Source organism: Pseudomonas trivialis, from assembly GCF_036864995.1.
GTDB lineage: Bacteria > Pseudomonadota > Gammaproteobacteria > Pseudomonadales > Pseudomonadaceae > Aquipseudomonas > Aquipseudomonas trivialis.
On the sequence record NZ_CP142151.1, the window covers coordinates 531148 to 543291 of the forward strand.

Here is a 12144-nt window from a genome sequence, read left to right on the forward strand (position 1 = left end):
TAAGAGCGAAATTCGTGGAGCTTCGACTACCGGCAAGGAAGTCAGTTCGCCACTAAGCTGATTAGAGTGAGTTTGACGCCAGCCGTCTATCCCGGCAACTGGAAAGGGGCTGCATCCGAGGGCAGGAGCGCGTTAGGATGGCGCCCATTGCGCAGGCTTATCGAGGATGGGACATGACGGACATTGCGAAATCGACGCCGAGCACAATCGAAATTGTTCAGCGCGACAATGCCTATAAAGGCTTCTACAAGCTCGACCGCGTGCAACTGCGCCACGAAAAATTCGATGGCGGCATGAGCCGAGTGATCAACCGCGAAGTGTTCGTGCGTCACGATGCTGTCTGCGTGCTGCCCTACGACCCGCAACGCGATGAAGTGGTGCTGATCGAGCAGTTTCGCGTCGGCGCCATGGGGCGTACCGATAACCCGTGGCTGGTGGAAATGGTTGCCGGGCTGATCGACAAGGACGAAGAACCGGAGGAGGTTGCACACCGCGAAGCCGAGGAGGAAGCTGGGCTGACGTTCTCCGCGCTGTGGCCGATCACCAAGTATTTCCCGTCGCCCGGTGGCAGTACCGAATTTGTGCACTTGTTCCTGGGCCGTTGCGACAGCGCGGGAGCCGGCGGCGTCCATGGACTGGAAGAAGAGGCAGAAGATATCCGCGTCACGGTCTGGGCGTTTGAAGACGCCCTGCAAGCCGTGCGCGACGGCAGAATTTCCAACGCAGCCAGCATTATCGCCCTGCAGTGGCTCGCGCTGAACCGCGCGGAAGTGAGGGGGTTATGGCAGTAAAGGCACGGGAACGCTATCGCGTTGACCTGATCGGGTTGCAAGCGGCCTGCGAGGCCAACTATGCGCGGCTGATGCGCCTGCTTCCCGATATGCGCCACGCTCCCGAGGCACGGCGCATCGGGGTGACCCACGGCGATCAGATGCTCGGCGTGCTGGCCCTTGAAGTTATCGTCAACTGCCCTTACACCACCACCCTGCGTGTACGCCAGGAACACAGCCTGCCGTGGCTGCCGGTGCCGCAGTTGGAAGTGCAGGTGTACCACGATGCGCGCATGGCCGAGGTGATCAGCGCCGAACATGCGCGGCGTTTTCGCAGCATCTATCCCTACCCGAATGTGTTCATGCACCAGCCCGATGAGAAAGCACAGCTCAATGTGTTCCTCGGCGAATGGCTGAGCCATTGCCTGGCCCTGGGCCATGAGTTCGAAGTGGTGCGCTAGACCCCGCTTCAGCATAATCGCCACACATATCCATTGACTGTGATCGCCAGGGAGAGCGCCTTGCCCCGCGTACCCACTGTGAACCCTGACGCTGCCTTGCTGGTGCAGCTGTCCGACAGCCATCTGTTTGCCGAGAGCGATGGCACGCTGCTGGGCTTGAATACCCGTGACAGCCTGCATCGGGTGATCGCGCTTGCGCGCGAGCGGCAGCCCTGTGTCGATCTGGTGTTGGCCACGGGAGATTTGTCCCAGGACGGCACGCTGGCGTCGTATCAGCAATTTCGCGCTATGACCGCGCCGCTTGGCGCACCGACGCGCTGGATTCCAGGGAACCACGACGAACCTCAGCTCATGACCCAGGCCGCCGTGAACAGCGACCTGCTGGAACCCGTGGTCGATGTCGGCAACTGGCGCATCACCCTGCTCGATTCCGCCGTGCCCGGCTCGGTGCCGGGCTACCTGGAGGACCAGCAACTGCAACTGCTGGCCCAGGCCTTGAGCGAAGCGCCTGATCAACATCACCTGGTGTGTTTTCACCATCATCCGGTGCCCATTGGCTGCGCGTGGATGGAGCCCATTGGTTTGCGCAACCCGGAAGCGCTGTTTGCCGTGCTCGACCGCTTCCCCCAGGTGAGGGCGGTGCTGTGGGGGCATGTTCATCAGGAGATCGATCAAGTGCGCAACGGCGTGCGGCTACTGGCATCGCCGTCCACCTGCATCCAGTTCGCGCCGGGCAGCGAGGACTTTGCGGTCAGCGAGCAAGCGCCCGGCTACCGTTGGCTGCGCCTGCATGCCGACGGACGGTTGGAGACCGGGGTGGAGCGAGTCACAGACTTTGCGTTTACTGTCGATTACGGCAGTAACGGTTATTAAAAGCTGCAAACACCCAATAAATGTGGGAGGGGCTTGCTCCCGATAGCGGTGGATCAGTCGGCACCTGTACGCCCTGACACACCGCTATCGGGAGCAAGCCCCTCCCACATTCTGCCCATATTCCCTGTAAACTGCGCCTCTTTGGCTGAGTCACGGAGAGCCCCGGCATGTCCGCTTCGATCTTGTATATCCACGGTTTCAACAGCGCGCCGGTGTCCAACAAGGCCAGCCAGCTGAGAACCGTGATGGACAGCCTCGGCCTGGCCGATCAGTTGCGGGTGCCGGCCCTGCATCACCACCCGCGCAAGGCGATTCCTCAATTGGAGGAGGCCATTGCCCAACTGGGGCGGCCACTGCTGGTCGGCAGCTCACTCGGCGGCTACTATGCAACCCATCTTGCCGAACGCCATGGCCTCAAGGCGCTGCTGGTCAACCCGGCGGTCAGCCCCCATCGGATGTTCGACGGTTACCTGGGCACCCAGAAGAACCTCTATACCGATGAAACCTGGGAACTGACCCATGACCACGTCACGGCGCTGGCCGAACTGGAAGTGCCGGCGCCCCAGGGTGCCGCGCGTTATCAGGTGTGGTTGCAGACCGGGGATGAAACCCTGGATTATCGCCTCGCCCAGCAGTACTACCGGGCCTGCGCCCTGCGCATCCAGGCCGGCGGCGACCATGGTTACCAGGGCTTTGCCCGACAATTGCCGGCGTTGCTCAGCTTCGCCGGCATCGGTGCAGATCAGTATCAATCCTTCGATTTCAGCGCATTGTGAAATCCCAGGGTACTTTTTAATCGCAAGACTCTAGACGAGACCCCATGGCCACTCCCAGCGCTAGCTCTTATAACGCAGACGCCATCGAAGTCCTCTCGGGCCTCGACCCGGTGCGCAAACGCCCCGGCATGTACACCGACACCAGTCGGCCGAACCACCTCGCCCAGGAAGTCATCGACAACAGCGTCGACGAAGCCTTGGCCGGGCACGCCAAGTCGGTGCACGTGATTCTCCACGCCGACCATTCCCTGGAAGTGTCCGACGACGGTCGTGGCATGCCGGTGGACATTCACCCCGAAGAGGGCGTGTCGGGCGTCGAGCTGATCCTCACCAAGCTGCACGCCGGTGGCAAGTTCTCCAACAAGAACTACCAGTTCTCCGGTGGCCTGCATGGCGTGGGCATTTCGGTGGTCAACGCCCTGTCCACGCAGGTCAGGGTCAAGGTCAAGCGCGATGGCAACGAGTACGAAATGACCTTTGCCGATGGCTACAAAGCCACCGAGCTGCAAGTGGTCGGCACCGTCGGCAAGCGCAACACCGGCACCAGCGTGTACTTCGCGCCGGACCCTAAATACTTCGATTCGCCGAAATTCTCCATCAGCCGCCTCAAACACGTGCTCAAGGCCAAGGCCGTGCTGTGCCCGGGCCTGGTGGTCATTTTTGAAGACAAAGGCACCGGCGAGAAGGTCGAATGGCATTACGAAGACGGCCTGCGTTCCTACCTCGAAGATTCCGTCAGCGACTTCGAACGCCTGCCCAACGAACCGTTCTGCGGCAGCCTGGCGGGTAATAAAGAAGCGGTCGACTGGGCGCTGCTGTGGCTGCCCGAAGGCGGCGACAGTGTGCAGGAAAGCTACGTCAACCTGATCCCCACGGCCCAGGGCGGCACCCACGTCAACGGGTTGCGCCAGGGCCTGCTCGATGCCATGCGCGAATTCTGCGAATACCGCAGCCTGCTGCCGCGCGGTGTGAAGCTGGCGCCGGAAGACGTGTGGGAGCGCATCGCGTTCGTGCTGTCGATGAAAATGCAGGAACCGCAGTTTTCCGGGCAGACCAAGGAGCGCCTGTCTTCCCGTGAAGCGGCGGCGTTTGTTTCCGGTGTGGTCAAGGACGCCTTCAGCCTGTGGCTCAACGCACACCCGGAGCTGGGCCTGGCCCTGGCGGAACTGGCGATCAACAACGCCGGCCGTCGCCTCAAGGCCAGCAAGAAAGTCGAGCGCAAGCGCATTACCCAGGGCCCGGCACTGCCCGGCAAGCTGGCCGACTGCGCCGGGCAGGACCCGATGCGCTCCGAGCTGTTCCTGGTGGAGGGTGACTCCGCCGGCGGTTCGGCCAAGCAGGCGCGAGACAAGGAATTCCAGGCAATCCTGCCGTTGCGCGGCAAGATCCTCAACACCTGGGAAGTCGATGGCAGCGAAGTGCTCGCGAGCCAGGAAGTGCACAACATCGCCGTGGCCATCGGCGTTGACCCCGGCGCGGCGGACATGAGCCAGCTGCGCTACGGCAAGATCTGCATCCTCGCCGACGCCGACTCCGATGGCCTGCACATCGCCACCCTGCTATGTGCGCTGTTCGTGCAGCACTTCCGCCCGCTGGTGGATGCCGGTCACGTGTACGTCGCCATGCCGCCGCTGTACCGCATCGACCTGGGCAAGGAGATTTTCTACGCACTGGACGAAGCCGAGCGCGACGGTATCCTCGACCGCCTGGTGGCCGAGAAGAAACGCGGCAAGCCACAGGTCACGCGATTCAAGGGCCTGGGCGAAATGAACCCGCCGCAACTGCGCGAAACCACCATGGACCCCAACACCAGGCGTCTGGTGCAGTTGACCCTGGAAGACTTCGCCGGCACGTCGGAAATGATGGACATGTTGCTGGCGAAAAAACGGGCTCCGGATCGCAAAGCCTGGCTGGAATCCAAAGGCAACCTGGCCGAGGTGCTGGGCTGATGCGCACAGGCATCGCCCTGGCGATCCTGATGATGAGCGGGCTGGCGGCCAGCGACGCGCTGGCCGCCCCCGTGGCTGAGCTCAAACTGGTATCCGAGCATGCCGTGGACGGCATGCGCGGCGGTAACCTGTCGGGCCTGGCGTTGTGCGGCAAGGATTTATGGACGGTGTCCGACCGCGACGATGAGCAGATCTATCGCCTGGATATCAGCGCGCCCGTGTGGCAGGCCGAAACGGTAAAGATCGAGGTGCCACCGGTGCCCGAGTCCGGTTTGCCCTGGGGCTTGCGCTCGCGCACCACGGCGGCGTCGTTCATTCGCGGCGGCGACCTGGATTTTGAAGGCATCAGCTGCGATGCCGCAGGTAACCGCTACATCGTCAGCGAAGCCCATGCGGCGGTGCTGCAGGTACCGGTGGAAGGTGCGCCGCAATGGCTGCAGATCGCCCCGCGCATGGTGCGCGAAGCGCGGGCCAGCGGCATGTTGCTGCACTTCAACGCGCTGTTTGAAGGCCTGGCCGTGAACCCCGAGGGCAACCAGATCTGGCTCGCCGCTGAGCGTGAGCGGCGCGGGCTGATGTCCATCAAGCGCCCGCAGAGCCTGTGGGACTGTGACGGCGCCTGCGTGTTGCTCAGCGAAGCCGGCCAGGAAGTGCAGCCGGCCCAGTTCACCAACGCGAAGGCGGTGTCCAGGGATTTTGCCGACCTGGCGCTGTTCAAGGGCAAGCTGTTCACCCTTGAACGCAATGCGTTCCAGATCTGCCGGCGTGACGCGGTTACGGCCAAGGTCGAGCTGTGCTGGTCGTTTGCCGACGAAACCCTCAAGCCCGAGCGGCGCTACGCCCAGCCCTATGGCCTGGCCGAAGCCCTGGTAATTGATGAAGACGGTGCCTGGTTGGGCATCGACAACAACTTCGGCCCGCGCGCCGATGGTGAAAAACGCCCGGTGGTCTACCGTTTTGCCGCCCCGGCCGGTGGCTGGAGTGCCCAGCCATGAACCACCAAACACTTGAATTGACCCGGCGCAGTGGCCTTGCCACCGCGCCTTACCAGACCATGATGAGGCCCGCATGAGTGACATCCTCGCAGACAGCTTAGACGGCGTAGAACGCCGATCGCTGGCTGACTTCACCGAAAATGCCTACCTCAACTACTCCATGTACGTGATCATGGACCGGGCCCTGCCGCATATCGGCGACGGCCTCAAGCCCGTGCAGCGGCGCATCATCTACGCCATGAGTGAGTTGGGCCTGGACGCCGATTCCAAGCACAAAAAGTCGGCGCGTACCGTCGGTGACGTGCTCGGCAAGTTCCACCCCCACGGCGACTCGGCGTGCTATGAAGCGATGGTGCTGATGGCCCAACCGTTCAGCTACCGCTACACGTTGGTGGACGGCCAGGGCAACTGGGGGGCGCCGGATGATCCCAAGTCCTTCGCGGCCATGCGTTACACCGAAGCGCGCCTGTCGCGCTATTCCGAAGTGCTGCTCAGCGAGCTGGGCCAGGGCACGGCGAACTGGGGGCCGAACTTCGACGGCACCCTCGACGAACCGCTGGTGTTGCCGGCACGTTTGCCGAATATCCTGCTTAATGGCACCACCGGCATCGCGGTCGGCATGGCCACTGACGTGCCACCGCACAACCTGCGCGAAGTCGCCACCGCCTGCGTGCGTCTGCTCGATGAGCCCAAGGCCACGGTCGAACAGCTGTGCGAGCATATTCAGGGCCCGGACTACCCGACCGAAGCGGAAATCATCACGCCGCGCGCCGACCTGCTGAAGATGTATGAGACCGGCAAGGGCTCGGTGCGCATGCGCGCCGTGTACCACGTCGAAGATGGCGACATTATCGTCACCGCGCTGCCGCATCAGGTCTCCGGGGCCAAGGTGCTGGAGCAGATTGCCGCGCTGATGCAGGCCAAACCGTCGAAACTGCCGCAGGTTGCCGACCTGCGTGACGAGTCCGACCACGAAAACCCGTGCCGCATCGTGATCATCCCGACCAACAGCCGGGTCGATCATGAAGTGCTGATGCAGCATCTGTTCGCCAGCACCGACTTGGAGTCCAGCTACCGGGTCAACGTCAACATCATCGGCCTGGACGGCAAGCCGCAGCTGAAAAACCTGCGCAACCTGCTGGTGGAATGGCTGGAGTTCCGCGTGCAGACCGTGCGTCGCCGCCTGCAATTCCGCCTGGACAAGGTCGAGCGCCGCCTGCACCTGTTGGACGGTTTGCTGATCGCCTACCTCAACCTGGATGAAGTGATCCATATCATCCGTACCGCCGAGCACCCGAAAGCCGAGCTGATCGCGCGTTTCGAACTGAGCGAGATCCAGGCCGACTACATCCTCGACACCCGCTTGCGCCAGCTGGCGCGACTGGAAGAAATGAAGCTGCGCGACGAGCAGGATGCGCTGCTCAAGGAACAGGCCAAGTTGCAAGCGCTGCTGGGCAGCGAAGCCAAGCTCAAGAAGCTGGTGCGCAGCGAGCTGATCAAGGACGCTGAAACCTACGGCGACGACCGCCGCTCGCCGATTGTCGAGCGCGCCGAGGCCAAAGCCCTGACAGAAACCGAGCTGTTGCCGAACGAGAAAATTACCGTCGTTTTGTCGGAAAAGGGTTGGGTTCGTTCCGCCAAGGGTCATGATATCGACGCCACCGGCCTGTCCTACAAGGCCGGCGATGGCTTCAAGACCGCTGCGGCCGGGCGTTCGAACCAGTTTGCGGTGTTTATCGACTCAACGGGGCGCAGCTATTCGGTGCCGGCCCACACCTTGCCGTCTGCACGCGGGCAAGGCGAGCCGCTGACCGGGCGCCTGACGCCGCCGCCGGGGGCGAATTTCGAGTGTGTGCTGCTGCCCGATGACGACTCGCTGTATGTGATCGCGTCCGACGCCGGCTACGGTTTCGTGGTCAAGGGGGAGGACCTGCAGGCCAAGAACAAGGCGGGCAAGGCGCTGCTGAGCTTGCCGAACAACGCCAAGGTGATTCTGCCGCGTCCGGTGGACAATCGCGAAAGCAACTGGTTGGCGTCGGTGACCACCGAAGGGCGTCTGCTGGTGTTCAAGATCAGCGATTTGCCGCAGTTGGGCAAAGGCAAGGGCAACAAGATCATTGGTATTCCAGGGGAGCGGGTGGCCAGTCGCGAAGAGTACGTGACCGACATCGCGGTGATCCCTGAAGGGTCTACCCTGGTGCTGCAGGCCGGCAAGCGCACGTTGTCGCTGCGCCCTGACGACCTGGAACATTACAAGGGGGAGCGGGGTCGCCGTGGTAACAAATTGCCACGTGGCTTCCAGCGTGTGGATGCTTTGCTCGTGGAAACGCCCGTTTAACGCGGTTTAGAGCCCTTGATCTACGATTTAACCGGTAGATCGGTGCTTTGGCGCTGGAGTCATGGCGCATATTCACGGATGATATGGCCTTTCCAGCGCCGGCGTGGCCGAGCGTGTTTAGGTTATTTTTAGTATTACATTGTGGTTCGCCTTGTGGCAGCCACCTGGATGGGATGATGACTGCTCCACGCCTTCCTCTATTTTTGATGCTCGCTGGCCTGTTGGGGCTGGCGGGTTGCAGCACGCACCAACCGGTTTCGCTGTACCAGCTGGACAGCGGAAGTCCGGCTCAGCCGGCACAAACTGCTGGCATGGCTGTATTACTGGGTCCGGTGGTGGTTGCCGACTACCTGCAACGCGAAACCCTGCTGCAACGTCAGAACGACGGTAGCCTGCAAGGTTCCCTGGATGGTCGTTGGGCGGGCAGCCTGTCGTCCGACATCAACCAGTTGATGCTGCGCCAGGTGGCCGGTCAGCTCGACAGCCAGCGTGTGGTGCTGGCGCCTGCGCCCACCGGCTTCACCCCGGATGTGCAAGTGCTGTTGACCATCACCCGGCTTGACTCCGGCAAATCGCAGCCGGCGATCCTCGATGCGCAGTGGCGTTTGATCGACCGCCGTGGTCAGGTGCGCGATAACCGCATCGTGCATCTGCAGGAAGAACATGCCGGCACCACGGCGTCCCAGGTCCAGGCCCAGGGCGTGTTGTTGCAGCAGTTGGCGCAGCAGTTGTCGGTGGCTCTCAAGCCATTGGCCAACCAGCCGCCAATTGCCGAAGCCACGCGCAGGCAGGCACCCGCACAGGCCAAGCCGGCCGCGCCGGAAAAGCCGAAGATGCCGATGGCCACGCCGATTCGTACGGATATGGAAGTGTTCAGGTTCTAAGCCAAAACCGCTCCAACAAAAAGGCCCGCTGAGTAAGCGGGCCTTTTGTTTGGCCAGGATTCAAGCCCTTGCCCCTGGCCAAATGTGGGAGGGGGCTTGCTCCCGATAGCAGTCACTCAGTCAACTCATCGGTGACTGATACACCGTTATCGGGAGCAAGCCCCCTCCCACATGTTGGTTTTACCGTGTTGTTCAGGGCTTGCTGCGGGTCTCATGCATCCGCGCCAGCTGCCGCTCCAGCATCGATGGGTACGGCTCCATCAACCGCTCCACGCAGCTCGCTCCCTCTGGGCTGGCAATCGGGCGGATGCGCGCGCGCTGGCGGATCAGCCCGTCTTCACTGATCTTGCGTTCCACCAGCAGCAGGTTGCGGCTGTGTTGAGACAGTGCCAGCGCATCCTGAGCGATTTCGGTCAGCAGCAAGTCGATCTGGCTCATGCCGAACAGATCGTCGCCGACCGTCAGGCCCAGCTGCAATTGCAGGGTGATGCCGCTGTCAGCCACTTCGATCTGCAGTTCATGCCCCAGGGCGCGCAGCAGCTCACCGCAGCAGATGGCATTGGTCAGGTAGTCCTCACCGCTGTCTTCGCTGTGGAACAGCATCAGCGTGCTGCCGTCGTTCAGGGTGTGCAGTTCGCTCTGGTACAACGAGGCAGCCTGATCGAGGCAATCGCGGTAGCGTTCCAGCAGTTCGGTCAGGCGTGCGCGGGGCAGGCGGCGCAGTTGCTCCTGGGAGCCCAGTTGCACGGCCAGTACGGCGCTGTGCTGCGGTTCGGTGTTTTTCACCACCGCCGCTTTTGGCGCCACGGCAGGGCTGTCAGCCGAAGTATCGCGCAGGTCGGCGAACGGGTCTTCGTCGTCCAGTTCGTCTTCCTGGGCCCTGATCACCTGGCGCGGTGCTGGCTTGGCGCTCGCGACCGGGGCGCTTTCGTCGAAGCCTGGGTCGCGCAGGTCGCGTACTTCAAACTCGGGTTCGTCGTCGTAATCGGTGTCGTCGTATTCGGGCTCGGGTTCAACCTCGGGCACCACGGGTTCGGGCGCAAAGCTTGCGTGGAGCTGGCGCGCGAGGTCGCCGATTTCATCCTGGCGGTCGGTGGCCGGGGTGTGCTCGTCGATATCGCGCAGCCAGATGCGCAGTTGCATCAACGGCGTGGAGATATGCCGCCCCAGGCGCAGGCTCAAGGCCAGCGCCAGCGCCAGCAGAATCGCGCTGAGGATGCCCATGCTTTGCAGGCTGATGGTCATCGGCTGCTGGAATTGCTGCATGTCCAGGCTGATGCGCAACTGGCCGGCCTTCACATCCTGAAACGTGATATTGCTCTGGTACAGACCTTCGGCTTCGCCCAGCAGGCCGTTCTTCGGGCGTTGCCCGGCTTCGGCCATGATCCGGTTGTCCACGCTGTAGATGGCGGCATGGGCCACCAGCGGGTTCTTGGTCAGGTTGTTGAGCAGCACGTTGAGGCTGAGGATGTCGTTGGACACCAGCAGCTCGGTCGCCGAGGTGGCGGTCTGGGTTGTCAGGCTCTCGCCCAGGGCGTCAGCCTGCTCGTGCATGGCCTGCTTGAACTGCAAGCCCATCACGCAGGCGTAGATCACCAGGGCCAGAGCGACCAGGATCACGTTATGGCTGGCGATGCGTAATGCTATCGGCACACGGCGATGGCGCAGTGCCCGGAAGATCAGCAGGAAGAAGTTATCGGTTTTTACTGGCGTGGGCCGGTTCACTTGCGCTCGGCTCTTGGTCCGTGAAGTTGACGCGCAGTATAGCGACAGGCCCTGTACCGGCAAAGCGCTCGCTGTGCCCGATGGTCACTGAAAGTGGGTAGAATGCGGTTTTTTCCAGCCTGGGGGTGCGCCTTGCGCGAAATTGTCCTGATAAACATCACCGGCGTTGACCGCCCGGGTCTTACCGCGGCCATTACCGGCGTTCTGGCCCAGGGTGGTGTGAACATTCTCGACATCGGCCAGGCCGTGATTCACGACACCCTGTCGTTCGGCATCCTGGTGGAAGTCCCGAGCGAAGAACAGGCCGCAGCCCTGCGTACGGAAATCCTGTCTACCGCACAAACACTGGATCAACAGGTGCGTTTCACCTGGCTGTCCGAAGCGGACTACCAGCACTGGGTGGACGGCCAGCGTGATAAGCGCCACATCGTTACGCTGCTGAGCCGCAAGGTCACGGCCGAGCAGTTGCAGCGCGTCAGCGCGATCACCGCCCATCACGCCTTGAATATCGACCATATCGACCGCCTGTCGCAGCGCATGCCCCTGGACACGTCGACCGACCTGGGCAAGGGCTGCATCGAGTTCTCCGTGCGCGGCGAACCGGCCGACCCGCAGGCCCTGCGTGCTGAGTTCCTCAGTGCGGCGCAGGAATTGAATATCGATATCGCCTTCCAGGAAGACTCGCTGTACCGGCGCAACCGCCGTCTGGCGGTGTTCGACATGGACTCCACGCTGATCGAGGCGGAAGTCATCGACGAACTGGCCAAGGCCGCCGGCGTGGGTGAACAGGTCTCGGCCATCACCGAGCGTGCCATGGCCGGCGAGCTGGATTTTCGCGCCAGCTTCAAGGAACGCCTGGCGTTGCTCAAAGGGCTGGATGTCAGCGTGCTGGACTCCATCGGCGCTTCGCTGCGCCTGACCGAAGGCGCCGAAATCCTGTTCACCGAGCTCAAGCGGCTGGGCTACAAGACCGCGATCCTGTCCGGCGGCTTCACCTACTTTGCCAGGCAATTGCAGGTCAAGCTGGGCATCGACTATGTGTTTGCCAACGAGCTGGAAGTGGTGGACGGCAAGGTGACCGGCGTGGCGGTCGAGCCGATTGTCGATGCGCAGCGCAAGGCGGATTTGCTCAGGGAGCTGGCGCACAAGGAAGGTTTGCGACTGGAACAGACCATTGCGGTGGGCGACGGCGCGAATGACTTGCCGATGCTGGCGATTGCTGGCCTGGGTGTGGCGTTCCGCGCCAAGCCGTTGGTGAAGCAGTCGGCCAAACAGGCGATTTCGACGCTGGGGCTGGATGGGGTGTTGTATCTGCTGGGCTTTCGCGAACGCGACGGGCAGGTTTAAGCGGTTTCCAACTGCAGACATGCAGT

General features: G+C 62.5%; 10 protein-coding genes. 9 read left to right on the forward strand and 1 reads right to left on the reverse strand.

The window, feature by feature from the left end; translation table 11 throughout:
• Window positions 1-173 precede the first annotated feature (173 nt).
• From VRB54_RS02230 to VRB54_RS02265, 8 genes are all read left to right on the forward strand, one after another.
• The gene (locus tag VRB54_RS02230; protein ID WP_003236285.1) at window positions 174-791 is read left to right on the forward strand and encodes an NUDIX domain-containing protein; all 618 of its coding nucleotides are present in this window, start codon (window positions 174-176) and stop codon (window positions 789-791) included.
• On the forward strand, window positions 782-1231 hold the full coding sequence (locus tag VRB54_RS02235; RefSeq protein WP_003171323.1) for a DUF1249 domain-containing protein: 450 nt from the start codon (window positions 782-784) through the stop codon (window positions 1229-1231). The genes VRB54_RS02230 and VRB54_RS02235 overlap by 10 nt, the downstream gene beginning before the upstream one ends.
• Before the next feature lie 60 nt (window positions 1232-1291).
• The gene (cpdA, locus tag VRB54_RS02240) at window positions 1292-2104 is read left to right on the forward strand and encodes a 3',5'-cyclic-AMP phosphodiesterase (protein WP_338479367.1); all 813 of its coding nucleotides are present in this window, start codon (window positions 1292-1294) and stop codon (window positions 2102-2104) included.
• A 167-nt stretch (window positions 2105-2271) separates the two neighbouring features.
• Window positions 2272-2880: a YqiA/YcfP family alpha/beta fold hydrolase gene (locus VRB54_RS02245; protein WP_338479368.1), complete on the forward strand. Its 609-nt coding sequence runs from the start codon at window positions 2272-2274 to the stop codon at window positions 2878-2880.
• A gap of 44 nt (window positions 2881-2924) precedes the next feature.
• On the forward strand, window positions 2925-4829 hold the full coding sequence (gene parE / locus VRB54_RS02250; protein WP_338479369.1) for a DNA topoisomerase IV subunit B: 1905 nt from the start codon (window positions 2925-2927) through the stop codon (window positions 4827-4829).
• Complete coding sequence (locus tag VRB54_RS02255; protein ID WP_338479370.1) at window positions 4829-5824, forward strand: esterase-like activity of phytase family protein; 996 nt, start codon at window positions 4829-4831, stop codon at window positions 5822-5824. The genes parE and VRB54_RS02255 overlap by 1 nt, the downstream gene beginning before the upstream one ends.
• Window positions 5825-5897: 73 nt before the next feature.
• Complete coding sequence (gene parC, locus VRB54_RS02260; protein ID WP_338479371.1) at window positions 5898-8162, forward strand: DNA topoisomerase IV subunit A; 2265 nt, start codon at window positions 5898-5900, stop codon at window positions 8160-8162.
• Window positions 8163-8335: 173 nt separating this feature from the next.
• Complete coding sequence (locus VRB54_RS02265) at window positions 8336-9046, forward strand: PqiC family protein (RefSeq protein ID WP_057010234.1); 711 nt, start codon at window positions 8336-8338, stop codon at window positions 9044-9046.
• Between the two features lie 192 nt (window positions 9047-9238).
• Here the strand turns inward: VRB54_RS02265 and VRB54_RS02270 are convergent, their stop codons facing one another.
• Window positions 9239-10771, reverse strand: coding sequence for an AhpA/YtjB family protein (locus tag VRB54_RS02270; RefSeq protein WP_338479372.1), 1533 nt, complete (start codon window positions 10769-10771; stop codon window positions 9239-9241).
• Between the two features lie 132 nt (window positions 10772-10903).
• Between VRB54_RS02270 and serB the strand changes: the two genes are divergently transcribed.
• A complete protein-coding gene (gene serB, locus VRB54_RS02275; protein ID WP_338479373.1) occupies window positions 10904-12118 on the forward strand; it encodes a phosphoserine phosphatase SerB in 1215 nt (404 codons plus the stop codon).
• Window positions 12119-12144 lie beyond the last annotated feature (26 nt).